Source organism: Nostoc sp. JL34 (assembly GCF_017114945.1).
Classification (GTDB): domain Bacteria; phylum Cyanobacteriota; class Cyanobacteriia; order Cyanobacteriales; family Nostocaceae; genus Nostoc.
Genome location: NZ_JABXKQ010000064.1, coordinates 30439 through 57312, shown reverse-complemented (window position 1 = coordinate 57312; position 26874 = coordinate 30439). Strand labels below are relative to the sequence as shown.

General features: G+C 42.4%; 20 protein-coding genes and 1 tRNA gene. 9 read left to right on the top strand and 12 right to left on the bottom strand.

Annotated elements, in window-relative coordinates; translation table 11 throughout:
• Nucleotides 1-99: 99 nt before the first annotated feature.
• Entirely contained in the window at nucleotides 100-1281 is a 1182-nt protein-coding gene (gene pstS, locus HWQ44_RS13330) for a phosphate ABC transporter substrate-binding protein PstS (protein ID WP_292719202.1), read from the bottom strand.
• A gap of 573 nt (nucleotides 1282-1854) precedes the next feature.
• Between pstS and HWQ44_RS13325 the strand changes: the two genes are divergently transcribed.
• Both HWQ44_RS13325 and lspA read left to right on the top strand, forming a co-directional pair.
• On the top strand, nucleotides 1855-2442 hold the full coding sequence (locus HWQ44_RS13325) for a biotin transporter BioY (protein WP_292719200.1): 588 nt from the start codon (nucleotides 1855-1857) through the stop codon (nucleotides 2440-2442).
• A 94-nt stretch (nucleotides 2443-2536) separates the two neighbouring features.
• Nucleotides 2537-3013 (top strand): signal peptidase II, encoded by a 477-nt coding sequence (lspA, locus tag HWQ44_RS13320; protein WP_292719198.1) that lies wholly within the window; start codon nucleotides 2537-2539, stop codon nucleotides 3011-3013.
• A 214-nt stretch (nucleotides 3014-3227) separates the two neighbouring features.
• Here lspA and HWQ44_RS13315 read toward each other — a convergent pair whose 3' ends face one another.
• On the bottom strand, nucleotides 3228-3905 hold the full coding sequence (locus HWQ44_RS13315; RefSeq protein ID WP_292719196.1) for a hypothetical protein: 678 nt from the start codon (nucleotides 3903-3905) through the stop codon (nucleotides 3228-3230).
• 430 nt (nucleotides 3906-4335) lie between these two features.
• Here HWQ44_RS13315 and HWQ44_RS13310 point away from each other — a divergent pair, with 430 nt between their 5' ends.
• A complete protein-coding gene (locus HWQ44_RS13310; RefSeq protein WP_292719194.1) occupies nucleotides 4336-6606 on the top strand; it encodes a transglycosylase domain-containing protein in 2271 nt (756 codons plus the stop codon).
• 53 nt (nucleotides 6607-6659) lie between these two features.
• Complete coding sequence (locus HWQ44_RS13305) at nucleotides 6660-7025, top strand: four helix bundle protein (protein WP_292719192.1); 366 nt, start codon at nucleotides 6660-6662, stop codon at nucleotides 7023-7025.
• A 34-nt stretch (nucleotides 7026-7059) separates the two neighbouring features.
• Here HWQ44_RS13305 and HWQ44_RS13300 read toward each other — a convergent pair whose 3' ends face one another.
• Together HWQ44_RS13300 and HWQ44_RS13295 are read right to left on the bottom strand one after the other, a co-directional pair.
• The gene (locus HWQ44_RS13300) at nucleotides 7060-8493 is read right to left on the bottom strand and encodes a DUF4335 domain-containing protein (protein WP_292719190.1); all 1434 of its coding nucleotides are present in this window, start codon (nucleotides 8491-8493) and stop codon (nucleotides 7060-7062) included.
• Nucleotides 8490-9116 (bottom strand): DUF3038 domain-containing protein, encoded by a 627-nt coding sequence (locus HWQ44_RS13295; protein ID WP_292719188.1) that lies wholly within the window; start codon nucleotides 9114-9116, stop codon nucleotides 8490-8492. Before HWQ44_RS13295 ends, HWQ44_RS13300 begins: the two co-directional genes overlap by 4 nt.
• Nucleotides 9117-9526: 410 nt before the next feature.
• On the opposite strand from HWQ44_RS13295, the gene HWQ44_RS13290 reads away from it, so the two are divergent.
• Both HWQ44_RS13290 and HWQ44_RS13285 read left to right on the top strand, forming a co-directional pair.
• Nucleotides 9527-10045: an adenine phosphoribosyltransferase gene (locus tag HWQ44_RS13290; RefSeq protein WP_292719187.1), complete on the top strand. Its 519-nt coding sequence runs from the start codon at nucleotides 9527-9529 to the stop codon at nucleotides 10043-10045.
• A 60-nt stretch (nucleotides 10046-10105) separates the two neighbouring features.
• A complete protein-coding gene (locus tag HWQ44_RS13285; RefSeq protein ID WP_292719185.1) occupies nucleotides 10106-11152 on the top strand; it encodes an ABC transporter permease in 1047 nt (348 codons plus the stop codon).
• A gap of 296 nt (nucleotides 11153-11448) precedes the next feature.
• On the opposite strand, the gene HWQ44_RS13280 is transcribed toward HWQ44_RS13285, so the two are convergent.
• The 4 genes from HWQ44_RS13280 to HWQ44_RS13265 all read right to left on the bottom strand — a co-directional run bounded on the left by HWQ44_RS13280 (nucleotide 11449) and on the right by HWQ44_RS13265 (nucleotide 16520).
• A tRNA-Gly gene (locus HWQ44_RS13280) sits at nucleotides 11449-11519 on the bottom strand.
• 50 nt (nucleotides 11520-11569) lie between these two features.
• Entirely contained in the window at nucleotides 11570-12757 is a 1188-nt protein-coding gene (locus HWQ44_RS13275; RefSeq protein WP_292719183.1) for a hypothetical protein, read from the bottom strand.
• Between the two features lie 68 nt (nucleotides 12758-12825).
• Complete coding sequence (locus tag HWQ44_RS13270; RefSeq protein WP_292719181.1) at nucleotides 12826-16377, bottom strand: response regulator; 3552 nt, start codon at nucleotides 16375-16377, stop codon at nucleotides 12826-12828.
• The gene (locus HWQ44_RS13265; protein ID WP_292719179.1) at nucleotides 16374-16520 is read right to left on the bottom strand and encodes a hypothetical protein; all 147 of its coding nucleotides are present in this window, start codon (nucleotides 16518-16520) and stop codon (nucleotides 16374-16376) included. Before HWQ44_RS13265 ends, HWQ44_RS13270 begins: the two co-directional genes overlap by 4 nt.
• A 915-nt stretch (nucleotides 16521-17435) precedes the next feature.
• Here HWQ44_RS13265 and HWQ44_RS13260 point away from each other — a divergent pair.
• Nucleotides 17436-18041, top strand: coding sequence for a GNAT family N-acetyltransferase (locus tag HWQ44_RS13260; RefSeq protein WP_292719231.1), 606 nt, complete (start codon nucleotides 17436-17438; stop codon nucleotides 18039-18041).
• Between the two features lie 984 nt (nucleotides 18042-19025).
• Nucleotides 19026-19589: a hypothetical protein gene (locus HWQ44_RS13255; protein ID WP_292719177.1), complete on the top strand. Its 564-nt coding sequence runs from the start codon at nucleotides 19026-19028 to the stop codon at nucleotides 19587-19589.
• A 7-nt stretch (nucleotides 19590-19596) separates the two neighbouring features.
• Here HWQ44_RS13255 and HWQ44_RS13250 read toward each other — a convergent pair whose 3' ends face one another.
• The 4 genes from HWQ44_RS13250 to HWQ44_RS13235 form a co-directional block, all read right to left on the bottom strand.
• Nucleotides 19597-20745: a histidinol-phosphate transaminase gene (locus HWQ44_RS13250; RefSeq protein WP_292719229.1), complete on the bottom strand. Its 1149-nt coding sequence runs from the start codon at nucleotides 20743-20745 to the stop codon at nucleotides 19597-19599.
• A 105-nt stretch (nucleotides 20746-20850) separates the two neighbouring features.
• Nucleotides 20851-21486 carry a YqiA/YcfP family alpha/beta fold hydrolase gene (locus HWQ44_RS13245; protein ID WP_292719175.1) on the bottom strand — a complete coding sequence of 212 codons (636 nt, stop codon included), beginning with the start codon at nucleotides 21484-21486 and terminating at the stop codon, nucleotides 20851-20853.
• 108 nt (nucleotides 21487-21594) lie between these two features.
• Nucleotides 21595-22971, bottom strand: coding sequence for a glutathione-disulfide reductase (gene gor, locus HWQ44_RS13240; RefSeq protein ID WP_292719173.1), 1377 nt, complete (start codon nucleotides 22969-22971; stop codon nucleotides 21595-21597).
• A 338-nt stretch (nucleotides 22972-23309) separates the two neighbouring features.
• Nucleotides 23310-25013, bottom strand: coding sequence for a FecR domain-containing protein (locus HWQ44_RS13235; protein WP_292719171.1), 1704 nt, complete (start codon nucleotides 25011-25013; stop codon nucleotides 23310-23312).
• A gap of 551 nt (nucleotides 25014-25564) precedes the next feature.
• Between HWQ44_RS13235 and HWQ44_RS13230 the strand changes: the two genes are divergently transcribed.
• Nucleotides 25565-26866 (top strand): hypothetical protein, encoded by a 1302-nt coding sequence (locus HWQ44_RS13230; protein ID WP_292719170.1) that lies wholly within the window; start codon nucleotides 25565-25567, stop codon nucleotides 26864-26866.
• Nucleotides 26867-26874: the final 8 nt, after the last annotated feature.

Sequence of the window (26874 nt, the reverse complement as noted above, 5' to 3'; positions counted from 1 at the left end):
GCAATCAGATTAGTAAAATTTTCGCCTCATCATCTATTTAAACTGATACAATAATAACTCCGTGTTCCAAGTTATTATTGATTAGCCGTGTTTGATTGTTTACTTGCTAGCGCTACTCCCACTAGCTACAGAAATTTTATACTCTGGACTGATTTGGTCAGCAGCAGCAGCCACCTTTGTGATGACGCTTTGGGGTAGAGGAACATATCCTAGTGCAGTAGCCTGCTTCTGACCCTCAGTTAAAGCGTATTCGATGGTGGCTTCGATTGCCTTGGCTTTTGCTGCATTCGGATATTTCTTGTAAGCCAAAATCCAGGTATAAGTGACAATTGGATAGGAATCAGCCCCTTCGGGATCGGAAATAAAGGAGCGGAGATTTGCGGGTAGAGGTACTGATTCGAGAGTTTTAGAAGCTGACTCTTCACTAGCTACAACAAACTTACCGCCTTTGTTTTCTAAAGCAGCAAACTTGAGACTATTTTGTTTGGCATAGCCATACTCGACATAACCAATAGAACCTTGAGTTTGTTGGATTTGGGCAGTAACACCCTCGTTACCCTTAGCACCGACTCCCTTAGGCCAGTTGACAGTTTTGCCTTCACCAACTTTACTCTTCCACTCAGGGCTGATAGCGCTGAGGTGTTTTGTGAACACACCCGTAGTTCCACTACCATCAGAACGATAAACAACCGTTATTGCCTCTTTAGGAAGCTTTGCACCTGGGTTAGCCTTGGCAATTTGGGCATCATCCCAAGATGTGATTTTGCCTAGTAGAATATCGGCGTAAACGGCTCGTGGCAGTTTAAGTTCTGGAACATCAGGCAAGTTGTAAGCCAACACGATGCTACCAGCAGTCACAGGTAGTAAAATAACACCTCTATCTGCTGGTACTTTCTGGATTTCTTCATCCTTCATTGCGACATCGCTGGCACCAAAGTCTACAGTACCTTTGATAAATTGTTCAACTCCAGAACCGCTACCAACTGATGCATAGTCAACTTGCAGATTGGGATATTTTTTGTTTAAATCTGTGAACCAGGTATCGTAAAGTGGTGCCGGAAAAGACGCACCAGCTCCGCTTAACTTTACGGTTCCGCCAAGGTCTAATTTAGCTGGGCTAGAGGCAGTAGTATCTGTAGCAGTGCCAGAAGGCGTATCCTTATTAGTGGCTGTATCTGGGGTTTGCTGTCCGCCACAAGCTGCTAGGCTGATTGTCAGTGCTAACACTGAAATTGAACCTGTGAGGCGATGAGTTTTTATTGCACTAAGACGTGAGAGCATCGCTATCAATTTTTTAGTAACTTTTCAGGTGAGCGTCTCTAAGATACCCTTAAAGGACAACAATAAAGATTAACGATAGGTTAATAAAGCAAAAAAATACTTGTTTTTTTTGATGAAGATCAAACCCTTACTTATAATTTTACTTGATAAATTTTATACTCTTGCTCTTTAGTTTTAAGATATAAATAGCACTACCGTAAGCTAATTACACGTATTTACAAAACTTTATTGGTAGTGTAATTTCGTTGGTCAAGTCGTAAAAAGTTATGCAAATATAAGCACTTTGTAGCCAAATTTAGGCAATGTCCTGAAAAATTCAATATAAATACTAACTTAAATGACGTTTATTTTACCATATTCTGGATCAAATACCAGAATTCAGAACACGCCTCATTCAATAAAATCAGATATAGACACCTAAGCCAAAATTCGTAGAACTCAAAAATTACATAGCGAAAAGGCAAAAGAAAATATGCTAGTTCTTAAGATGTCAGCACAAATTTCATTTCAATATTAATGAATATACTGGTTGCTGTTGATTTACCCTTTTGCCTTTTCCTGGTTGCCTGATAAATGTTTGCTGCTTCTAATCAATTACTATGGTCTATGATTGGCTTACTCCTAACAATGGGTGGCACCTTTCTAGAAGCTTATGGCATCACCTTACCTTGGACTTGGAGTCAGCACGGAATTCAGACTTTTTCTTTAGGAGTCACTTTTCAAATTGGCGCAGTACTGTTAGTAGGTTGTTTAGGGGGCAAAAATGCCGGTGCGCTCTCGCAAATTGCATATCTAGTCATGGGGTTAACCTTATTACCAGTATTTGCCGATGGGGGTGGTATTGGTTATGTCAAGCTATCTCAGTTTGGCTATCTACTAGGGTTTATTCCTGGAGCTTGGATTTGTGGCTTAGTTGCCTTTAAAGCTAGACCTCGACTAGAAACTCTTGCCTTTAGTTGCGTCTGTGGCTTGTTAACTCTCCACCTATGCGGTATTACTTATTTGATTATTAGCTATCTTTTTCAGTGGAAAGGCACAGAAAATCTACCCTTGATGCAAGCAATCCTCAGATACTCCTGGTTTGCACTACCAGGTCAACTAACTGTGGTCTGTGCCGTTACTGTAATAGCATATGTATTGCGTCACTTAATGTTTTATTAGTTTATTGTCCTTCGTCCTTTGTCATTTGTCAAAAGCTCATGACCAATGACTAATGACCAATGACCAATGACCAATGATCAATAACTAATTCGCCATGCGTTTAAAAAATCGTCTTTTCTGGATTGCTGCCTTCATAGCTTTTTTCTTAGACCAAATAACAAAATACTGGGTGGTACAAAGCTTTAGCTTGGGGCAGACACTACCACTCTTACCTGGGATATTTCACTTCACCTATGTCACTAATACTGGTGCAGCTTTTAGTCTATTAAGTGGGAAAGTAGAGTGGTTGCGCTGGCTATCTTTAGGAGTGAGTTTAGTATTGATAGCGTTGGCCTTGTTTGGCCCAACGTTAAATTTGTGGGATCAGTTAGGCTATGGCTTGATTTTAGGTGGAGCTATGGGCAACGGTATTGATCGCTTTGTTTTAGGCTACGTTGTTGATTTTCTTGATTTTCGCCTGATCAACTTTGCTGTATTTAATGTGGCAGATTCATTTATTAGTATCGGTATTGTTTGCCTGTTAATTGCTTCCTTGCAAAAAACACCGACTTCAACTGGCAGGTCGCATTAAATCATTAAGCCTGGGATGATTAATCCCAGGCTCTTGATTACTGAAACCCTTGCTCAGTCTTATATGCGAAGACTTGCTCTATAAAGGTTCTAGCTATTTTTATTTATCATCCTACACCAGCTTGCATAACTGGTGCAAGAGGTCAAATAAGATGCACCGACGATCGCTGATGGCAAATCAGTATTTAGATTTAGATTATGCCTCAGCTTTTAATTTAATTACCTGTGGTAGGAGTTTTTGGCAAACTAGAGCCAGGAGTACTGGGAGAGCTACCTGGTTCGGTAGTGCTGCCAGGAGTGCCAGGTGCAGGTGGGGTCACGCTACCTGGTTCGGTAGTGCTGCCAGGAGCGCCTTCAGGTGGGGTCACACTTCCTGGTGCTGGAGTTAAGTTACTAGGAGCGCCAGGTTCAGGAGGAGTAACGCTTCCTGGTGCTGGAGTTAAGTTGCTAGGAGCGCCAGGTGCAGGTGGGGTCACACTTCCTGGTGCTGGAGTTAAGTTGCTAGGAGCGCCAGGTGCGGGTGGGGTTATGCCTCCTGGTGCTGGTGTGCTTTCTCCAGGTGGAGTGATAGTTCCTGGTGCTGGTGTGCTTTCTCCAGGTGGTGTCATGCTTCCTGGTGCAGTTGTGCTATCAGGCGTGGTTTCTGCTGGTACTGTAGTGCTACTAGGAGCGCTAGGGGTGGCTGCTGTACCGTTGGGACAGCGAGAGTTGAGCGGAAAATACTCGCACAGAATTTTCATACCTTCTGGCGACATCTTGATTTCCGTTGGTGCGCTAGTAGAGTCGCTACTAGATTGGGCTATGGGGGATTTACTGGATTCGGCTACAGCAATATTAGTGGTAAGTGCCAAAGATAAAGCTGTACCAATCAGGGTCAGAGATTTTCCCATCATTCTGAAATTAACCTCAACGGAACACTCGGCCCATTAAAACAGACAATAGGATTTAGAAAATCTTCCTAAATGAAGAGATTTAGGCTTGTTTCAGAATAGGTGGATATGTAAAATTGGTAAAAATTAAATCTGTTGTTTCTTGATAGTTAGTGCTTAAAAATACAGGTAATAATAATATTCTTGTAGTTATTGCACTAGTAATCGTAGATTAAATAAGCCTTTGAGAATGGGGGAAAAAATTGTGATTTTGTAAAGAAGTGACAAAAATTACAAATAATTATTGATAAAAAGCTAAGTTAAAGTATAAATTAGATCAAAAATTACCGTATAGCGAATTTATGCTTTGGCTTATGAGTAAAATGATGAAAGACTAACATCTAAAATTGTAATTCGCCTGATTCTTCACTAAAAAGTGTGATGTGAATAGCCGATGAGTTCTCCCCAACCGCCTCACAAGCCACAAACGTTACTAGGTCAACTGACTCAAGCAGTACATACGATTCAAGCTAGGGTCGATTTTTCTAAATTGGCGCTCAAGCCTAATGCCAAAGTACCGGAACTTTGGGTGCAGGATGCGGGGGCGGATAAGGCAGAAGTATATCCACTGTTGGGCGATCGCTATATTCTCGGTCGTAGCTCCAAATCCAGCGATATCGTCATCCGTAACCCTGTTGTCAGCCAAATTCACCTGTCACTATCGCGCAATTCTACTCAGCGCACACCAGTTTTCGTGATCAAAGACGAAAACTCCACCAATGGTATTTATCGTGGCAAGCGTCGTGTGAGTTCCCTAGAACTGCGTCACGGCGATATTCTGACTCTAGGCCCCCCAGAACTCGCCGCTTCTGTGCGATTGCAATACGTCGATCCACCAGCCTGGTATGTCAAAGCTGCAACTTGGACAGCTTATGGTGTCGGTGGTGTCAGTGCCCTGTTAACGTTAGTGATTGGCGTCGAATGGCTAAAATTTTCAGTTAAACCTCTACCTACAGCGACACGCGCCCCAGTAGTTGTTTACGCCCGTGATGGAGCTACCCCGCTGAGAGAGCCTCGAACTACCTCTCATGTAGACATGAAGCGTTTAGAGGAATTTGGCCCTTATTTGCCTGCGGCGGTTGTGGCTTCAGAGGATACTCGTTATTACTGGCACTTTGGGGTTGACCCTCTGGGGATTTTACGAGCTGTGTTGATCAATAGCCGCAGCGGAGATGTGCAACAAGGAGCCAGCACTGTTACCCAGCAAGTTGCCCGCAGTTTATTCCGCGAGTATGTAGGTAGACAGGATACCCTTGGACGCAAATTGCGAGAGGCAATTGTCGCTCTGAAACTCGAAACCTTTTACAGCAAAGATGATATTTTGCTGATGTACTTAAATCGGGTTTTTTTGGGGGGAGATACCTCTGGCTTTGAGGATGCAGCCCGATATTACTTTGAAAAGTCGGCTAAAGAATTAACTTTGGCAGAAGCAGCAACATTGGTAGGAATTTTACCAGCCCCCAACGCTTTCGATTTTTGTGGGGATGGGCCAAATAAGTTAGAAGCAGCTGAATACCGGAATCGCGTAATTAAGCGATTGCTGGAGATGGGCAAAATTAAACCTGAGGATGCAAACCGAGCCAGACGTTCCACCGTCCAGGTTAGTCCTAAAGTCTGCGAACAGCAAGCCAAAACCATCGCACCTTATTTTTACAGTTACGTCTTCTCTGAACTCGAATCAATCTTGGGGGAAGGAGCAGCAAGAGAAGGAAACTATATTATTGAAACCAAGCTCGATCCAGCGATACAGAGACAAGCTGAAGCAGCGTTGAGTAATTCAGTGAACAACTCTGGTAGAAATTTTAATTTTTCTCAAGGAGCAGTAGTCACTCTTGACTCTAGTACAGGCAATATCCTGGCGATGGTAGGCGGGACTGATTATAAAAAAAGTCAGTTCAATCGTGCTGTTCAAGCCAAAAGACAACCAGGTTCTACCTTCAAAATCTTTGCTTACACCGCTGCTATTCAACAGGGAATTCCAGAATCAAAAAGTTATTCCTGTGCCCCTTTAACTTGGCAAGGCTTTACTTATAAACCCTGTCGTGCAGGTGCTGACACTAGCTTCGATATTGCCACCGGGCTAGCGCTTTCAGAAAATCCGATCGCCTTGCGAGTTGCCAGAGAAGTTGGGCTGGATAAAGTTGTGGCAATGGCGCAGCGTTTGGGGATAAAATCAAACCTCGATCCGGTTCCTGGCTTGGTACTGGGTCAAAGTGTAGTCAATGTTTTGGAAATGACTGGTGCTTTTGGCGCTATTGGCAATCGGGGTGTGTCGAATCCTCCCCATGCCATTAGCCGAATTTTAGACAGTGGTGATTGCCGCGATCGCAATGATATCAAAACCTGTCGGGTAATCTACTCCTTCGACCAAGATCCAGGTGCCAACAAACGAGTGTTGACAAATAATGTCGCCGATGAGATGACTAGTTTGATGCGTGGTGTAATCGCAAGAGGTACTGGTCGTAGTGCTGCTATTGGATTAGGTGAAGCTGGTAAAACTGGCACGACTGATAAAAACGTTGACTTGTGGTTTATTGGTTTTATCCCTAGTCAGCGACTTGTAACTGGCGTTTGGCTGGGAAACGACAATAATTCCCCGACATCTGGTAGCAGCGCTCAAGCAGCTCAATTGTGGGGGAATTATATGCGGAGAATTACAAGGTAAATTGGGCATTGGGCATTGGGAACTATTGATCAATAAATGATCAATGGACTTTTGTGAGAAGACCTGATTTTGAGTACTTAGAAGTTTATCAATTTGCTGAGAAGCTAGCTAATGAAATTTGGCATATTGTTAAAGGATGGGACAATTTCACTAAAGATACACTGGGTAAGCAAATTGTTCGGTCTGCTGATAGTGTTTGTGCCAATATCGCAGAAGGTAGAGATAGGTACAAAGACCAAGACAATCGACGTTTTGTCAAGATTGCGAGAGGGTCTTTGTATGAAACAATCAGTTGGTTGAGGTTAGCCTACGCCAGACAGTTATTGACAAATGAACAGGTAAGCAGATTTAAACCAATTCTTGATGAACTATTACCCGAGCTAAATGATTATCTAAAATCCATAGGGAATAGGGAATAGCAGCTTAATTCTCTTCCCAATGCCCAATGCCCAATTACTGATATCCCTGCCAAGGAGTGACTTCCAGTTTACCGTTAGGCTTGAATATCACTTGGAAATGGGCGAGAGGTTCTTTGTCATTGGGAGCAGCTACATTAGAACCGTAGATAGCGTTGAACATCTTGGGAAGGGGAGTTTCCCGAAAATAGTCAAAAGCAACTTGGTTTAGTGGTTCATAGTCAGCAATTACACCATCTTTATTGACCGCTACCCGATATTTTAAATCTCGCGTAAAGGTGGGGGTACCAGTCCAAGATTGGCGAACTGTATTATAAAGCTTTTGATTTAAACCTTTAGTTATATTAGAGTCAGTAATTTTTGCACCCACTACCTCTGGTGTCCTAGCATATCCCCGCCAAGGGCTAACTTGCAGCACACCTTGTGTAGTAAACACTATTCGGAATTGGGCGATCGGTTCATTGGAAATGGGAGCGCGGTTAGCAGGATTATAAAGTAAGTTAGGTAAAGGAGTTTGCCCGACTCCTTGATTCGCCTCTTTATTCACTGCTTTATAACCAACGATCGCTCCATCGGCAGCTACACCTAAACGATAGATCAAATCCTGTGGCAATCCTGAGCGATTAGTCCAAGCTGGATGAATTTGGTTATACACTTGACGATTCAATGCACGCAACTGAGATGGATCAGTAATTTCTGGAACTGTATTTAAAAGTGCTTCTAAATCTTTAACTACTGGCTTTGCATTAGCTGTGGGTGTTGGTGTGGGCGTTGCAGCCACAATAGGTGTTGCAGCCGCTGATGCTGGAGGAGTGATGCTCTTTGTTGTAGAGCTAGTTTGCTCATCTGGCTTAGGCTGTGGTGGACGCATTTGGGGAGGTGGAATCAAGTTAAATGCGATCGCTGCTACTGCTAAACTTGATACTCCCACAGCAGCAGGAACAGCCTGCCTAATTAAGGCTTGACTAGCACCGCCATAGCGTCTGGTAACTGGTTGTAATTCTAGGGATAATTCTGGTAAAGTCTGGGTATCAGCAAAAAACTGATCCACTGCTTCCACTAAATCAAACAACTGCACCGTATTTAAATCTATTTCAATAGGCGGACGTTTGGAATTGTTAGAGTGAGACTCGAACCCTTCTGGAGCACCTTCTGAATGTATGATTAACCTGTGTCGGTTGCTGCCAATTTTCTGAAACTCTACTAGCTCCGATTCCTGGTTGTGCGCTTGCGGGTTGGGTACACTACTTAAAAATTCTTGGGCATAGCCACTAACAGCCCTCACCAAACTTTCAAAAAATTCCCGCCCTCCCGTTAGGGGTTGGTTATAACCAGATAAATAGCATTCTGCATTTACCAATATTGATAATTCCGGGCGCATTTCCTGGAAGTGTGCAGCCCTAGTGACATCACTTAAACCTTCTAAAAGCAGTGTACAATTAGGTAGACTGTACTTACGTTGAATATTCATTCCACTTCACCGTCAAAAAGACTAATCCAGAACCGCTGCATTCCAGCTGTACCAGTACAAAATAGTAATTGTCCTAACAAATTTATCGCTAGCGCGTCTAATTTTTCATCAGAAGTTAATGCTAGTACACCAGAACGTCGAGCATTCATCCGGCTCTTAAAATGCGCTCTAAACCGCTCTAGATAGTTAGATAGCCGCAAATTCTGTTCTAATGGAATCTGCTTTTCTTCCATTTGTTCACATATCATTAGTAACTGGCGGATGACAACAGTTAAACGCCGTGCTATGTAGCAAGCAATAACCACCAGAGCTTTTGCTTCCATAATAGTTAAAGGACGGCGCATGTGCGCTCTTCGTAGCGGGTTAGAGCTACGCATCCGCCATAAATTCACCCTGTCTTTAACAATCCCTTTCAGATCCAACTCTTGAGCGAAAGCCAGGATTGCTTCCGAACCACCAAGCTCTAAAGCTTCAATTGCCAGTAAAATCAGGTCAATTTGCAGCCTGGTTCTCCGAGGACACGTTTTGGAAGCGATGGCAGGATCTGGTAAAGTGTCCAGAATCATCGGCAGTGAGTCTTGGGTTGAACTGTTGAACGGCGTTAAACTTGCTGAGACATTCATTCTATAAATACCTTGTGCGGTTCCAACAGACTAGATAAAACAAATTTAAGATCGGTAGTCAAGACTTGAGCGTTAGACTTGTGGCAGTAGCATGACTACCTGATATATACATTACTTAACTCTTTCTACTCAAAGTTTTCCCTATATTGAAATCAAAGTTTTAAAACATAAGTTAATTCACCTCATTTCTTAGTGCAATACCTTTTCTAGCTTGGTTTAAATTCTAATTATCGTCAATGAAAGGCGAAGTTTCAGCCTTGACCTCCACTTGACCCCCAGCGTATGACATTATAGTGTACGATTTTTCAGGTATCTGAAATTGGGCATTGGGCATTGGGTATTGCTTATTAATTTATCTCCCTCATTCCCCATGCCCCATTCCCCATTCCCCACTCCTCATTCCCCATTTTATGGATTTAAAGTCTCTCGTTCGTGACATCCCAGATTTCCCGAAACCCGGAATTTTATTTCGGGATATTACTACGCTACTGCGTGATCCAGAGGGACTGCGCTACACTATTGACTTTTTAACACAAAAATGCAAAGAAGCTGGAATAACGGCTGATTATGTCATTGGTATGGAGTCGAGGGGATTCATTTTTGCCTCACCTCTGGCTTATAAATTAGGAGCTGGGTTTATTCCCGTCCGCAAAAGAGGTAAGTTACCAGCAACGGTTCACTCAATTGAATATGAACTAGAGTATGGTACAGACTGCCTAGAAGTGCATCAAGACGCTTTACACCAAGGTAGCCGAGTTTTGATTGTGGACGATTTGATTGCCACGGGTGGAACTGCAAGTGCGACAGCAAAGTTAGTGCAGAAAATTGGCTGCGAACTAGTAGGTTTTGGGTTTATTATCGAGCTACGGGATTTACAAGGGCGTACATATTTGCCGGACGTACCGATTATCTCTTTAATTGAATATTAGTCATGGGTCATTAGTCATTAGACAAAGGACAAATGACAAAAGACAAAGGACAAAAGACAAATGACATCTACGAAAATTTCCTTGGAGACAGGTCGGGATTGGCTAATCAGGCTAGTCACGAGCGAAACTTTTGTTTATGTGGGAAAGCGGCTATTGCAGGCACTGCTGACTTTGTTGTTAGCGTCAGCGTTGTCCTTTTTCATCATTCAACTCGCTCCCGGTGATTATGTAGATACGCTGCGGCAAAATCCGAAGATATCTCCAGAAAGAATTGAAGAAATCAAGCGGCAGTTTGGTCTGGATAAGTCTTGGCCAGAGCAATTTGGGCTGTGGCTATGGCGAATCTTGACAAAGGGGGATTTTGGCACGAGTTTTATTTATCAACGTTCAGTGGCATCGCTTTTGTGGGAAAGGGTACCAGCGACTTTGCTATTAGCGATCGCATCTCTAATTGTCACATGGGCGATCGCCATCCCTCTAGGGATCTTTGCCGCTGTCAAACAAAATAAGCCAGCAGACCGGATTTTACAGGTGATTAGTTACGCTGGACAAGGCTTTCCCAGTTTCATCACTGCCTTAGCGCTGCTAGTTTTAGCCCAAATCACCTCGCCGTTTTTCCCCGTAGGTAGCATGACTAGCATCAATCACTCAGAACTGTCGTGGTTTGGCAGAATCTTAGATATCGGCTGGCACATGATTTTACCCACCATTGCACTCTCAATTACTAGTTTTGCTGGTTTGCAACGCATCACTCGCGGTGAATTATTGGATGTCCTGCGTCAAGATTACATTCAAACGGCTCGTGCCAAAGGTCTGCCAGAAAACCGCGTTATCTACGTTCATGCACTCCGCAACGCCATAAATCCCTTAATTACCTTATTGGGTTTTGAATTAGCTGGTTTATTAAATGGTGCCTTCATCGCCGAATTTTTCTTCAACTGGCCCGGTTTAGGGAGATTGGCTTTACAGGCTTTACAAGCTCAAGATTTATATTTATTAATGGCAAGCTTGATAATGGGCGCAGTACTGCTGATTGTTGGCAATTTAATCGCCGACTTGATGCTCAAAGCAGCCGATCCACGCATTCGCCTAGAAAATCTCAATTAGCAGCAATTCTAAATTCAAAAAATCAAGACGTATTGGGCGATTTCTCGGATGTTAACTCCGAGATCATAAACGCGATTGAGTTCTACCAACTATCAAAGAACAAGTTGGTAGTCAGATTGGGGATGTGGTTGAAGTAAAGTCTTCTTGATTCCTCAACCTGTCCTGGATTTGGCTGCTCTCAGTGTCAAGTTATTTCTGCACACTATCAAATTTTGAATTTAGAATTGCTGTTTAACTGGTTATTTTACTAATCCCAGACTTACTTCTTGCACTAGTGCATTTCAGACTTTACTCTAAGCGGGCGGCGGGAATCGAACCCGCATTAATAGCTTGGAAGGCTATAGTTTTACCACTAAACTACGCCCGCAAATTTCCAACCCTATAAACTTAACACAGGTTCTGTAAAAATTCAAGCATTTAGTTAGTAGAATTAGCGGGTTGGATTTTAATCCTCACATACAGATTGCTCAATTCTGGTTTTGTGCCATCGTTATTGTGGGCAGCAAGAAAGTTTTCTGTTTTGAAAACTTCGCTGAGGACTTGCTCGTATGTGCTTTTTTCACTTTGCAGTGTTGATGGTTGTATTTCTAGAACTACAGCCTGTTGAAAGTTGCCATTGTTATCAATTATTAAGCTAGCCAACAGCTGTGCTGGCTCAAGTCCAGAATTGTGGACAAGAAAACTCGAGTCTAATTGTTTTGTGTTGCTTCCCCTATATAAAGCGATAACGTCGGGTAAAGCATCTTGTCGTAATCTTCCTGATTGTATCAGATTACTTACTTCATCTCTAAGCAAAGGAGCTACTATTGCTACCGATGCTCCCCCAGTCGGAGTTGCTGGAGTTTCTCTAGTCGGAGTTGCTGGAGTTTCTCTAGTCGGGGTTGCTAGAGTTTCCCTAGTCGGAGTTGCTGGAGTTGTTCTGTTTTCAGGTTCTGAAACTGGTCGATTTGATGGAATACCTGTTGGTAGTGGCGTTCCCTTTCCCAGTTTGATTTCTTGACGGCGCTTCCAAGGTAAATTACCGGCTGGAACTGTAGGTGTCAATGTGGCTGTCGGTTTAGGTATCGGTTTAGGTGTTGGTGTTGCTGTCGGTTTAGGTGTTAGTGTTGGTGTTGGCGTTGGTGTCGCTGTCGGTGTCGGTTTAGGTGTTAGTGTTGGTGTTGGCGTTGGAACTCTTTGTTGTCTAAAGGGTTGGTTATTAGATTTAGAGGCGTAAGTTCGCCTCTTCTGCTGAAGATTATCCGCAGAATTTATTGCAGCAAAATCTTGATTTCTAGGCGTAGTTTGTGCTGTTTGTAATGAACGTGCTGGTACAGACTTTTGAGTTGAGGATAATGGCTTTGACGAAACTGTTTTAGCTGTTGATTTTGATTTGATTATTGATTTTGTTTTAGGAGCAATGTCTATCAATTCAATGGGAACAGCAGATTGATTTTGCTGGGGAAACCACAGACTAAATGCATTAGATGAGCGCATTAGCCAGAACACCAGCAAGTGCAGAGAGACTGAACTGATAACGACAAAAATCCACAAACCTGGTGGATCGGTGTGTCGTCTCCAGACCTGGGCTGGAATTGGTGTTTTATCTGCAACCGATGGTGTCATATTATATAAACTGGATATGATTAGGCACTCTTACTCATTGGTAATGCTTTAAAATACCAGTCTAAATTTTAGCGATTAACCATTACCTCTGGTGAAACAGCGAAAGTCAAAACTGTTTCATCTACTCCTTTAAGTTCTAGGGGACTACCTTTAGTAATTTCTTCTTCCTGCAAATAATCTGCGACGGCAGCAGAAACCAGGATCGTACCGGGAACAGCGGCAGCTTGCAACCTTGCAGCGATATTTACACTTGGGCCAATAGCAGTATAATCGGCACGTTCCGCGCTACCAAACATGCCCACAACAGCAGTACCTTGGTGGATACCACACCGAAACTGCACGCTAGTAAGTCTGTCGCCATCAAATACACCTTGCTCTCGCCAGCGTTCGTTTAATACAGCCAGTGAGCGGTGCATTGCTCTTGCTGTATTGATAGCACGACGCACTTGTTCATTGGGGGTTAGTTCTTCGGGCGCTCCGTATAAAGCTAAGATAGCGTCTCCCATAAATTTATCTACAGTGCCGCCATTACCAAATACAACCTTGGTCATAGCTTCTAAATATTCATTTAGCAACTCTGCGACTCGTCGGGATCTGAGAGTATTTGATAGCTGTGTAAAACCCACGATGTCACTAAACAAAACTGTAATTAAGCGTGGTTCTGGGCGCAAATCTAACGTTAAATCTCCGGTTGCGGCTTTTTGCACCAACACAGCAGGCAAAAAGCGCTTTAGCACCGATTCTGTTAGATAAGTGTTTAACTCCACAATTCGCCGTTCATTTTCTTTCAACGCTAAAAGATTCCTAACTTCCGCCAAAAGTTCCCGATCGTTGAATGGTTTTGCTAAATAAGCATCCGCACCATGTTCTGTACCTTCGATGCGGGTTTCCTCGTCAACTTTCGCTGTCAGCAGAATGATTGGTGTTCCTTTCAACTTCTCCTCATTGCGGATCATCCGAATCATCTCAAGTCCGCTAACCAAAGGCATCATTAAGTCAGTCACAATCAAGCTGGGTATAATCTCTTTAGCTATACTGTGCCCTTCATAACCATTACGAGCTGTCTGCACATGATAGCCGTTGCGGCGGAAAATTTCAGATACATAGGTTCGCAAATCCGGGTTGTCATCTACAACTAAAATTGAGTGCTGAGTTTTAATCTTAAGTGCTGAGTCTTGAGTATCAATACTGGGGGAGAAGTTTGTTGTAATATCTTCAATATTGTCTGTTGTTGACTCTACCAGTTCTAAATCAGCCAATTCTACGCTAGCGCGGTTCGTGTTGAGTTCAGTAGGCGTTTCTAATACTTGCCGTGCGGGTAAATGAGCATTTCCAGTCACAAGCCATAAACTAAAGGTAGTGCCTTGACCGTAAACTGATTCTACAGTGACTTGACCACCGTGTAATTCGACCAATTCTTTAACTAAAGCTAAACCCAAACCACTGCCTTCATAGGACCGGTTTGCGGAACCTTCAGCTTGACGGAAGCGCTCAAATAAGTGGGGAATTTGTTCCTTAACAATCCCAATTCCAGTATCTTGTACTTGCAATATGCAGCGATCGCGCTCAGATTTTAATCTGATACTGATCGTGCCACCTTCAGGAGTAAACTTCATAGCATTTGACAGGAGGTTATAAACCACCTTGTCAAATTTTTCCATATCCAAGTACACCGTAGAACATTGATCTAACTGGGTAGTGAGATGTAGTCCTTTTTTCTCACAGTAAGGGCGAAAAGACTCTACAATTTGGCTGACAAATTCGACTAAATCGCAGGGATGGAAATTTGGCTGCATTCTCCCCGCATTCAGGCGTTGTAAATCCAGGAGTTGATTTACCAGTCGCAGGAGGCGGCGGGAGTTACGCAGGGCGATCGCACTTTGAGAGTAAGATAATCCCTCACCAGCCGCCACCGCCGACTCTAAAGGCCCTTGAATCAAGGTAATCGGTGTGCGAAACTCATGGGAAATATTTTGGAAAAATTCGGTTTTTTGTTTGTCTAATTCCAGTAAGCGTTCAGCTTGTTGGCGAGTTTTTTCATACAAGTGTGACTGTTGGACAGCGATCGCTGCTTGCGCTGCTACTGCTTTGGCCAAATCGATATCAGACGGTAGCCACTGACGTACTTTTTTACCTTCATGTAACGTAATACTACCGATGCATTTACCGTCAGCCAACAATGGCACAAACATTAGTGATCGCGCAGGCGTTTTTAAAGGCAAATCAAAACCCCGCACATCAGAGGGAGAATGGCTTACATTACCAATTACTACGGGTTCATGTGTCTGTAGCATCTGTTGGAGGATGGGATTCTCTTGTATAGATGCTTGAGAATAGGGTAATCTCTGGGTTGGTAGGTGATTATTACTACTTGAGTTATGGACTGGGGCTGGCGATTGTAAATTTTCTGGATGTTGAAAACTGTCATACAAGCCCACACACTCGACAAACTCGTCTTCCTCTGTCCACAAAGACAGGACACAGCCATCAACTTGTAAAGCTTGTCCCAATTGCTGAGTGATCGCCGCAAAGATATCTTGAGGATCTAGGCTAGAACGAATCGCGCTAGTAATCGTATTAATTAGGGCTTCTCGCTTGGCAAGGGCACGTACTTGTTCGTAAGCATAAGCCTGAGACAAAGCTAAGGCTGCTTGATCCGCTACCATCAATACTAACTGCACCTCTTCTTCCCCCCAAAAGCGAGGCAGAGAACACTGGTGCAGTGCTAGCACTGCCATCAGTTCTTGTTGGCAGATTAATGGCACAACTAAACTAGAACAAATGTTCGCGGCAGCAAAAGCGGCCCCACGTTCGCGCAGTTCAGGAGTATCACCGTGAATGCGCTGATCATCAATCACATCGTGAATCACCTGGACTTCGCGGGTTTCCCATACCGTCTGAGCCAAAATAGGCAGAGGAGAAACAAGAGGATGGGGAGCAGAAGGGATGGAGGGCAAAGGGGAAAGACTTAGTGCAACTTCCCCTATGCTTCCCTGCTCAAGAGCTTCTTCAGAAAGAGCCTTCTGATAAATGAATCCTTTATCTGCTAACTGCTCATCTTGGAAGGGACGCAACAGACAGACATCCACCTCCAACATATGACCTACTGTGTCTACAATTGCCTGCAAAATTTGTCTGTAGTCTAAAGCACTGCGAATAGTATTTGTAACGCTATTCAGTAGCGATTCTTGACGGAGTGTGCGGGTAAGTTCGCGGGTTCTGGCTCTGAGGACATTGTGGGTATCCAAAGCTTGGCGTACCACCGCTTTGAGTTCCTCAGCTTCCCACGGTTTGGTGACATATTTGAATACCTTACCAGCGTTGATTGCTTCCACCAGGTCTTCGACATCGGTGTAGCCAGTTAGAATAATCCGGATAATATCTGGATATTGAGTTGCTGTCAGGCTCAAAAATTCTGTACCGCTCATCATCGGCATCCGCTGATCGGAGATGATCACTGCGACCTCTCCCTCTTGAGCCAGCAGATCGAGGGCCGCAGGGCCAGAGGTTGCCCTTAGCACCTTATAGTCGCGATAGAAAGTACGGTAAAGCAAGTCAAGGTTGTCTGGTTCATCATCGACAACCAAAATTTTAGGCTTACTGTTTGCTTGGGATTTCATGCACCGCTTTCCTGCTGCAACGGCAGTCGGATAAAGAATAATCTGATCAGGTAAGGATTTTTCTGAGTCAGTTGAGAGCAGAGCATTTCGACCAATAAGGCTGTTTGGCTACATGACTGCTGAGTGTAGGAGCGTTTACTCACAGTAATTCGTCTCAATGGCTTGTGCCGATTACCGTTTGCTTTGGTGCAGTGTAATTGCTTTCATAGTCTGTTTTAGTGTTACAGAGTCGACGCTTGCTTGCCAAATCTTCCTTCACCTCCTGTGAGCAATGTCTGATACTACATACAGCGCTCATAGCTAGCTGAAAAATCCAGATGAAGCTGCATATTAAGTTTTCCCTTTGTAGCAGTTGTACTAACACTTGCAGGTAAATTTTATTTATGGTAGTCATGGTAGAGTCAACAAAATTAAAACAATAAGATTTAAAGCCAAAGTATACTATTAGACAAATACCTCTTTCTAATTTAGCAATCAGAACTATCATTAAGACAAGTTGTATTGGTTGAAGAGTTAGAGATTAAGGATGAGAGAACCTTGTAGATTCTTGTCCTGGTAGCTGTACAGCCTATTTTTATCACTTAGTAGCAAATTTGTCTAAGTGTGGCGGCAACTGCAAAAACAAGTCCAGTACTGCAACCAAGGGTAGTTTGAAACCAGAGTTTGCCGATGGTGTACTTACTTAACAATTTTATAGGTGCTGCTTACGGACAAGTTATGCTATTTTTCTGCCCACTAACCCAAACCTGTACCACTTTACAGATGTTTTTGTGGTAATTAGTCTGATATTCTCTCTACTTAAAACAAAGGATGCAGTGAATCTACTGAATTTCAGGTTATAGCTTTATGAAGCTGTAACTCCTAAGACTCTTTCAAAAACGCAGGTTATAAAACCCCAAACTAAAGTGTAAAACTTTGTTTGAGCCACAAGCAAAAACGAATTAGTAATATCCAGTCAGTTCAATTTTCTGGACAGCTATTAAGTTTTCATTTAGTTAAAATGGTGTTTTAGGATATTTGAGAAATTTTCGTTGAATAAAATCAATACTAAACTAGCCTTGAAATATCGGTTTTTTCATCCATACCACCAATTGCCAATCGATCCAGCTTCCTGCCAATTTCAAATTCGTACGGCCACACCTGCTGATTTGATTGGTGTTGCCCAAATTATTACTGAAAGCTTTCACTCTCACAAGGGTATATGGGGATGGGCTTTCCCATTACTACGTCTAGGTATTTATGAAGACTTAAGACATCGGATGGCATCACCTGCGCCCCGTCATCTTTGTTTAGTTGCTCTTGAAGCTACTACTGGTGAAGCTAATAACTTAGTGGGAAGTGTGGAGATGGGTGTACGTTACAGTGATTCATGGAGCCAGGTTGGCGTAGGTTTTCCTTACTTATCTAATTTAGCGGTTCACCCAAAATACCGTAGGCATGGCGTGGCTTCAGGATTACTTACTAGCTGTGAAAAAGTCTCTCGCGAGTGGGGATTTCAAGACTTATATCTCCATGTTTTAGAAAATAATCATCAAGCAAGACAGCTTTATTTCAAGCTGGGATATCGGGTGCATAAAGTAGAATCGAATTGGAATACATTTCTCCTGAGACGTTCAAATCAGATGTTATTGCACAAGCACCTGAGTGCTGATTCCATTATCTGAATTTTGTGTTGGCAATTGTCAAGTTTTGTGTTCCAATTAAGTTCGATAAAACTTGTCATAGCGGTAATAAAACATAAACTAACCTAAAGCGCGTCTATTTTAAAAACCATAGTTTGTGGAATTAGAGAAAGCTCAGAACTCAAGTCACGACCTAATAATATACTCTCCTGAATAATTCCAGGTTGTAAAATGGACGAGGTTTAATTAAAAATCTAGCCAATATTAACTAAATATCTATAGGAATCCGCTTTTATTTTGAAAACTTATTTGCCTTAGTAGGCAAATAACAACGGTAAAAAAGGCTCTTTGAATTGTACTGAGTTTTTTCACTCAATTAAATACGAATCATATTTAGGAATCTGATTTGATTCCTGAATAACTCGTAGAAACAGTAAATAAAGAACAAAGGTACATTGAGTTTTGTTTGTTCAAAAATCAAATAGGAGTCCTATAGATAAAAACTAAAACAGATGAATTTATCAAGCGAGTAAGTAGATTTTAATAATTATTTTTAAAAAGAATATTTGATTTAGATTTTTCGTAAAAAATCCTCTTGATCGGATTAAAAAAAATATCTTTTTAGTAAATATTTTTAATGTTAAAAAATGTTAATTTTTGCATTTTTGGATTTATCGTCAACAAAATTTTTAAAGCATTCGATATAGATAAAAATGGATTATAATGGCAACATACGCAAAAATTGCCTTGAAATAAACTATCATTTCCTCATAATAACTTTGTAATTCATATATTCATCTTTATAAAAACTTTAAGGAAACACTACTAGAGTTTACAGACAAATCTAGTTATATCTCATAAAATATAATCACTCAATTACTAAAACAACACCTATCTATTGCTATTTTAGTTAGATTGACCAGAAAAGTCTTGATAATAAAAGAATTCAAAAACTTGATTTGATATAACAGCTAATTCCGTTTTGAAGTGCATACTACTACCACATTCGTTAAAAGTTTAAAAAACATGGATAGCGAACAGCATCGGCGCTATCAGACCTCTATGGTATCAACTTATTACCCAGAAACTAGTTTCCTTGACTCTCTTGTCATGTCAGATGGAACTGAGCAATCGCAAGGCTCTGATATCCTTACACGTTTGCACAGTGGAGAAGTTTTCATCGTCAATAGTCGTAGAAGAAACGGATTAATCCTCTTTAAACGCTATCATGCAGAGTTTGCTGGGCCTGGGGCTGCTGTGGGTGGGGATTACGATTGTGATTGCCAAAGGGCACTGCCCATAGGTAATCTGTCTAATCAGTTTTTATTAACTCCTGAATCTAATGAAGAACGCCAAAAGGCTTACTTGATTAGGCGACAGTGGATTCGATTAATCAAACAAATTACAGAAAACCCACTGCCTGGGCAGCGAGTTCAGAAAATACTCGATCAATTTGAACAATACTTTCCACCAGAAATAGTGGCTCTTTTGCCGGATGTTGCTTTTGCTCTTTTAGTGGGTGTGCTACCACAAACAGTCGGAGTAGTACGCCGTTTGGGCAGTGAGATGAACAGCAGGTTTAATTACTGAGGAATTGCTAAGATTCCAAATTTGCCAAAGTAGCTTGGACTCGATTTACAGTGCGGGCGTTTTCCTCTATCGTCCCGACAGTAATTCGCAATCCTCCGCTAATGTGTCGGACAAGAGTGCCGAGTGTCCTAAGTTTTTGATGGAAACTCTTTAAAGCAGCATCTTGTGCATCAGAAGCATTTGGTTTAAGACGCAGGTAAATAAAGTTGGCAGCACTTGGGGTAATTTGTAGTTCTGGTTGCTGGGACAAAATTTCGATGAGTTTGGCTCGTTCACTCAGAGTTTGGGAAATTGACTCCAGCAAGAGTGTGCGGTTTTGTAAAGCAATTAATCCTGCTGCTATGGAAAAGCTGGGGAGATTGTAGGGTAAGCGAACTTTTTCTAAAATGGCGATCGCTTCGGGATGAGCTACGCAATAGCCTACACGGAGAGATGCCAACCGGAAAGCTTTAGAGAAAGTGCGTAATATCACCCAATTCGGATGTTTTATTAATTTACCCACTAGAGTAGTTTGGCTGAATTCAAAGTAAGCTTCATCAATTACTACCAAAATATGCTCACTCAAACTTCTCAACCACCCTAACTCTGCCTCAGTTAAGCAATTGGCAGTCGGCGAATTGGGATGGACTACGAAAACTACCCGAATAGGGGGATTTTGAGTTTGTTCGATGGCGGACTGGGCGGCGCTTATGTCAATTTCAAAATTTGTGTCATTTCTACCCACTGTCACTACAGGAATGCCCAACGTTTGTGCCAAAATCCCATACATAGAGAAAGTGGGATTGGCAACGAGTATTGACCCTTCTCCTCCCAGACAGGTGGCGATTAATAAAGAGCGGATTAGTTCATCTGAACCATTGCCAACAGAAATATTGGCAGCAGTAAATAAGGATGATGAAAGGGTGGCTGACTGATTGACGTACTCGGCGATCGCATCCTTAAGCGTTTCATGTCCGCCATCAGGATAACGATTTGTTTCAATTACTTGCTGATATGTCCATGCCAGCTTCTCTTTTAATTCAGGTGGTAAATCGTAGGGGCTTTCATTTGTATCTAGCCGATCAAACTGTGTGAGGACAGGATTGGCTGTATCGCTGCTGAGGTGGGGTTTATAAGCGGTAAATTGGGCTAAATCTGACCGGATGAAGGGAAGCATAATTTTAGTCATTAGTCATTGGTCATTAGTCATTGGTCGTTAGTAACTAACAAAAGACAAATGACTAAGGACATTAGTTATGTGTGAGTCTAATATTTTACAACTTCAAGGTAATTGGCAAAAGAGGCGAATTGCCTGCCAAATTTCCTTCATAACATTACCCAAAGCGTGGTCACTGTCGAGTTCAACTAACTCCACCCAAGGACGCGAGCGCGCAAAGTCCCGACTAGCTTCTATCGGAATGACTTCATCCTTTTTTCCGTGCAAAATTAGCGTGGAGATAGGGCGTTGCAAAAGCTTTTCTTGGTATTGGGCAGCATCTGTAACGAAATCGTAACTTAAGGGAAGCGATCGCTGCTCTCCATAGTGGTAGACCATGATATATTTTTCTTGCCGCCAACGCTGTACTTCTTCATCTCCTAGCTTGGGCAACCAATGGGATAAAAACCCAAAAGCCGGTGCTAGCAAAACTAAGCGTTGCACTTGTAAATTTTGTTGTCCCAAGTGGGCAGCAGTCAAACCACCCAAACTTGAGCCAATTAGCGTTACTGGTGTAGAATCATTGCTGAATTCTGCGGCAACTTGAGCGACCTGACGAGTGATAGTCAATTGGGAAAAATCGCCAGCATTGAGATCGGGAATTTTCAGCTTTGTCTGAATTTGGGTAAAGCGATCGCCTATATCCCGCGCTTTGGCAGAATTAGGGCTAGAAGCAAATCCGTGAAGATATATATAGTGCAAGACTGTAAATAGTTAGGAGTTAGGAGTGAAGAGTTAGGAATTGCAAGTTTTAAGTTATGAGTTTCTTTCTTCAACTGATAACTCACAACTCATAACCCATAACTCTTATTACCGCATTGTGACAAATTCCTCTGCGGCTGAGGGATGGACACCGACAGTAGCATCAAAGTCTTTTTTAGTTGCGCCCATCTTCACAGCGATCGCTACACCTTGGATGATCTCAGCTGCACTTTCACCTACCATGTGAGCGCCTAGAACTTTGTCGGTGTTACTATCAACCACCAACTTCATCATTGTCTTCTCTTGCTTACCAGTCAAACTATGGTACATGGGGCGAAAGCGAGTGCGAAAAATTTTGACGGCATCACCGAGTTTTTCCCGTGCTTGAGCTTCTGTCCAGCCGACTGTCGCAGCTTCTGGGTTAGAAAATATGGCTGTGGGAACAGTTTCGTGACTGAATTCACGGCGATTATCTCCAAATTCACTATCGGCAAAGGCGCGACCTTCACCAATGGCCACGGGAGTTAAATTGATTCGGTCAGTGACATCGCCAACAGCAAAGATATTCGGTTGGCTAGTTTGACTATATTCATTGACTGCGATCGCATTTGTGGTAGGGTATCCAGGCCCTTCTACAGAACTAGCGACAACATCAACTCCAGCATTTTCTAAACCTAATCCATCTATATTAGGGGTTCGACCGGTCGCTACTAAAAACACATCAGCAATTATTGGTTCTTGGTCATTCCCTGATAAAGTCAGTTTCAACCCTTCTGGGACACGTTCAATTGCTTTCACCACATTATTCTTAATCAAGCGAATTCCGTGGTTCGTCATACCCTCTTCAATTTCTATGCGGACATCTTCATCAAACCCATTCAAAATCTTTTCACCTCTAGTAATTTGTGTCACCTCAGAACCCAAACCGCGCATAATACAAGCAAATTCCGTGCCAATATAACCAGCGCCAATAATGACGATGTGTTTTGGTTGTTCTTTTAGATGAAAGATTTCGTTAGAGGTAATGCCATGTTCCATCCCTGGTAAATCTGGCTTGACGGGACGCCCACCAACAGCAATTAAAATTTTGTCTGCCGTAACTTTGCGTCCATCAACTTCTACTGTGTGGGCGTCTACCAATGTGGCGCGACCGGAAAATAGTTCTACTCCAGCTTTTTCTAAGAAGCTGATGTGTAGTTGCGACAGTCGCCGAACTTCCTTATCTATAGATGTAATGAAATATTCCCAGTCAAACTCCACATTACCCACTTTCCAGCCATAGCCTGAAGCGTCACTGAACAGTTCGGGAAAGTGAGAGCCATAGACCATGAGTTTTTTAGGAACGCAACCGCGAATCACACAAGTGCCACCAACTAAATCATATTCAGCGATCGCCACTTTTGCGCCGTAGCTAGCTGCTCGTTTAGAAGCCGCCAAACCTCCAGAACCCGCACCAATTACAAACAGGTCGTAATCAAAAGTCATAAATTTATGTTCTCTCTAGCAACAAGTTACTTCCTAGGAACTTACACACAGAATGTAATTGAACTATATAAGGATATCCAGTGAACCCTGTGTAAGTCCTTTCCTTGATTTAATCTAGCGTTAGCAGATGCTATCTGGTCGTAGGGAATATCACTTTTTGCTTTGGTAGCTATAGAGGGAGTAACTAAAATTGTTTGTTATAGTTTCTGTTTCTAGTGTCGGGCATAAGTCTGTGCTAATGGGTTGGAGCAACTAAATCTTACAGGACTTACACAAAATTATGACAAAACGAACCATGTTCGGCATTCGCAGAGTGTCTCGTACCCCCATTAGTAGTTTTATCTGTTCGGAGACTCAGTTGGAGTAACAGGTGTTGTCTGAGTTGGGGTTACGGGTGTGGTCTGAGTTGGAGTAACAGGTGTTGTCTGAGTTGGAGTTACGGGTATAGGCTCAGTTGGGGTAACAGGTGTTGTCTGAGTTGGAGTTACGGGTATAGGCTCAGTTGGGGTAACAGGTGTTGTCTGAGTTGGAGTTACGGGTATAGGCTCAGTTGGGGTAACAGGTGTTGTCTGAGTTGGAGTTACGGGTATAGGCTCAGTTGGGGTAACAGGTGTTGTCTGAGTTGGAGTTACGGGTATAGGCTCAGTTGGGGTAACAGGTGTTGTCTGAGTTGGAGTTACGGGTATAGGCTCAGTTGGAGTAACAGGTGTGGTCTGAGTTGGGATAACAGGTGTTGTCTGAGTTGGGGTAACAGGTGTTGTCTGAGTTGGGGTAACAGGTGTTGTCTGAGTTGGGGTAACAGGTGTTGTCTGAGTTGGGGTAACAGGTGTTGTCTGAGTTGGGGTAACAGGTGTTGTCTGAGTTGGGGTAACAGGTGTTGTCTGAGTTGAGGTGTTGGGTAATTTCTCAGTTGAGGTGTTAGGTGTTGTCTGGGTTGAGGTGTTGGGTAATTTCTCAGTTGAGGTGTTAGGTGTTGTCTGGGTTGAGGTGTTGGGTAATTTCTCAGTTGAGGTGTTAGGTGTTGTCTGGGTTGAGGTGTTGGGTAATTTCTCAGTTGAGGTGTTAGGTGTTGTCTGGGTTGAGGTGTTGGGTAATTTCTCAGTTGAGGTGTTAGGTGTTGTCTGGGTTGAGGTGTTGGGTAATTTCTCAGTTGAGGTAACAGGTGTTGTCCCAGTTGGGGTGTTGGGTGTTGTCCCAGTTGAGGTAACAGGTGTTGTCCTAGTTGGGGTGTTGGGTGTTGTCCCAGTTGAGGTAACAGGTGTTGTCCCAGTTGGACTGACTGGTGGAGTTAGCTGCACAAAAGAGGGGTTTTCAATTACTCCCTCGCCTTTTATTGGTGGCTGTGCTTGCAAGGCCGCAGCAGTTTCGGCTTGAACACTGATGATTGCAGGATCACGTGTAGGCACAGGACTTTGCCTGTTCAAATCAAGTTCTCGAACCAGTTGGCTCGTTTCATAAAAATTTCTCAGATCAAAATCATATAAGTTCTGAAATTTCCCTTCAACTATAATCACCATTTGCCCTGCTTCTAGCACCTGAGTTTGAGAAGCTTCCTTGTTAGAAACTTCAATGCCACTATTTGTAAGTGCACCCACAATCGTGGTGTCTGTTTTTTGGTCGTAGCGCACAAATAATGCTGAACCACGAATTGCTGCTGCTGCATTTGGTGTTTGTATGTGTGTTTGCCCCTTTCCTGGTGGAATGAGCAGCAACACAGTCCCGTTTAACAGTTTAAAGTTGCGAGTCTTCGGCAAAAATTGAAATAGCGCCTGTTCTCCAACTCGTGCCAAAGAGCCATCATTGAAACGCAAATCTGCTAGGGAAGCTCGACCAGTTGACAACCCGTCCCCAGGAGTCATTGCATCTAATTTCCGTGCTGGACGCCTCTTCAGGTTATCTCTGGGTATTAGTTGCACTATGTTGCGGAGGTTCTGAATCTCCGCTCGTGTCAGAGGAGTTATGGCACTTACCCGATTTGGCAAAGGCAGTATTATAACTCCCCATAAACCAATCACTAACAGTGGAAACGATTTATGAAACATAGTTTGAGAATTTGTGAATTTTAACTAATACAAAAAAATTAAATTATTAAAATACAAGCTAATTATTAAAGAGATTTTCTAGATAAAATAGTGGAAATTTTCGTTTACATATTAATGCATAAAATAGATTGTTTGTTTAGTTGATTTTAGTTTTTATTATAAAAGTGACATTGTTTGTAATAAAGTCTGTGGAAGATTTAAAAGTTATTATTTGATATAAATAATTCAATGCGGATTACCTTACAGATAATACTTTCTAATCATATTAGCCACAGGGTAATCGATTATGCAGTACAAGAAGTTAATAAAAATCTGTTGTGAAATTACTCACTGACTGTATTTCACTAAATTTGAGCAAAAGTTTTATCGGAGCATCTCAGTTTTGCAAAAAAATCTGGGAAAAAATCCGAAAAGCAGCAATTTTAGTTTGTAGTTTCAGTATATACCTACAAAGCTAAAATAGATGTACTCAATTGTATATTCTAAGTCGGAACTTTCCATACAGCTTGTAGGTCTACATTTGCCACATGCGATCAACGCGATCTAACCAGATGCGACTCAAAAACTGGAAGAATTTGTTTTTTTGTATTTTGTTAGCGTCCAGTGGTGGAAGCTTGTGTTGCATTAGAGTAGATGCAGCAAAATCTGCAAATACAGATATTTGGCGTCCTAACAGTTTAGTAAGCACACAAGTAAATTATCAGCAGTTATGTCAGAAGTTAGAGCAAAAGGCAATTAACTCTTTGTGCAAGCAGTCGAGTGAGTCACATCTTTTAGACTCTCGGATGCCGTTAAATCTGGTACAGAAAGCACCAGAAACTACTCAAACCCCAGACCAAACCGAAGAACCTGAAGATACTCAAAAGCAAAATGACACACCACAGCTAGAATTGCAGCCAAGTAATTTACCTACATCTCCTTCAAACTCAAATGAACAACTGTTGAATGCACCTGAAATAAATTATTCTCAAAGGCTAGAGAGGCTAATGGAACTGCTGCGATCGCCAAAACAGCCACCTGAGTCAGATAGTGATCGCGAATTGGAATTGCGGGTGCGGTTACGACCCCTAGAACAGCAGCTACCACAGATAGAACAACCTATAGTACCTAAGTTTAAACCTATAGGTTATCTACGGGCCCGTGTAGGCTACTTCCAGACGAGTAATATTTTTTCCTCAAATGATAGTCCCATAGAAGATGGTTTAATTATTTCTGGACTGACGTTAGCCTCTGCATATTTCCCTTTGGGATCTAAAACTTATTTAAACGGCTCAATTGATGGCAATCTCATTCGTTATATAAATCAGTCACAATATCATTACAACCAGGTGAGATTTAATCTCAGTATTTACCAGCAGCTATCGCAGCGAATGTATGGAGAAATCAGTTGGAGCAATCAACAGTTATTTTTTGCCAACAGCAGCGATCGCCTAGATAGCTTTAAAGCAGGCGATCGCTTTTTAAATGAAAATTCCCTACAACTGTCTTTGGCACGGCGAGATCCCTTAACTTCAAGATTAACGCTAGATAGCTTTTATGAATTGAGTGTAAATTTTAGTGACCCCCTAAGTCGTAATCGGATAATCAATTCCTTTTGGGTGTCTCTGAATTACTACTTGCAAAAGCCTCTCCAGGTTAGTATTAACTACCAGGGGAACTTCACGGATTTTACACAGCGCGATCGAGAAGACCAATTTCATCGGCTATTCGGGCAATTAAATTACCGAATATCCGATACCACTAATATGAATGTGCAGGCTGGAGTAAGTTTAGGTAGCTCAACCGTCGAAAACATTGATTTTGATGGCTGGTTTTTCACTATTAATTACACTTTGCAATTAGGTCAGTTTTGAAATTTGTC

Bases quoted from the DNA above. Each gene is read 5' to 3' on its own strand.
- pstS (WP_292719202.1), bottom strand. From the start codon at position 1,281: ATGCTCTCACGTCTTAGTGCAATAAAAACTCATCGCCTCACAGGTTCA.
- HWQ44_RS13325 (WP_292719200.1), top strand. From the start codon at position 1,855: ATGTTTGCTGCTTCTAATCAATTACTATGGTCTATGATTGGCTTACTC.
- lspA (WP_292719198.1), top strand. From the start codon at position 2,537: ATGCGTTTAAAAAATCGTCTTTTCTGGATTGCTGCCTTCATAGCTTTT.
- HWQ44_RS13315 (WP_292719196.1), bottom strand. From the start codon at position 3,905: ATGATGGGAAAATCTCTGACCCTGATTGGTACAGCTTTATCTTTGGCA.
- HWQ44_RS13310 (WP_292719194.1), top strand. From the start codon at position 4,336: ATGAGTTCTCCCCAACCGCCTCACAAGCCACAAACGTTACTAGGTCAA.
- HWQ44_RS13300 (WP_292719190.1), bottom strand. From the start codon at position 8,493: ATGAATATTCAACGTAAGTACAGTCTACCTAATTGTACACTGCTTTTA.
- HWQ44_RS13295 (WP_292719188.1), bottom strand. From the start codon at position 9,116: ATGAATGTCTCAGCAAGTTTAACGCCGTTCAACAGTTCAACCCAAGAC.
- HWQ44_RS13290 (WP_292719187.1), top strand. From the start codon at position 9,527: ATGGATTTAAAGTCTCTCGTTCGTGACATCCCAGATTTCCCGAAACCC.
- HWQ44_RS13285 (WP_292719185.1), top strand. From the start codon at position 10,106: ATGACATCTACGAAAATTTCCTTGGAGACAGGTCGGGATTGGCTAATC.
- HWQ44_RS13275 (WP_292719183.1), bottom strand. From the start codon at position 12,757: ATGACACCATCGGTTGCAGATAAAACACCAATTCCAGCCCAGGTCTGG.
- HWQ44_RS13270 (WP_292719181.1), bottom strand. From the start codon at position 16,377: ATGAAATCCCAAGCAAACAGTAAGCCTAAAATTTTGGTTGTCGATGAT.
- HWQ44_RS13255 (WP_292719177.1), top strand. From the start codon at position 19,026: ATGGATAGCGAACAGCATCGGCGCTATCAGACCTCTATGGTATCAACT.
- HWQ44_RS13250 (WP_292719229.1), bottom strand. From the start codon at position 20,745: ATGCTTCCCTTCATCCGGTCAGATTTAGCCCAATTTACCGCTTATAAA.
- gor (WP_292719173.1), bottom strand. From the start codon at position 22,971: ATGACTTTTGATTACGACCTGTTTGTAATTGGTGCGGGTTCTGGAGGT.
- HWQ44_RS13235 (WP_292719171.1), bottom strand. From the start codon at position 25,013: ATGTTTCATAAATCGTTTCCACTGTTAGTGATTGGTTTATGGGGAGTT.
- HWQ44_RS13230 (WP_292719170.1), top strand. From the start codon at position 25,565: ATGCGACTCAAAAACTGGAAGAATTTGTTTTTTTGTATTTTGTTAGCG.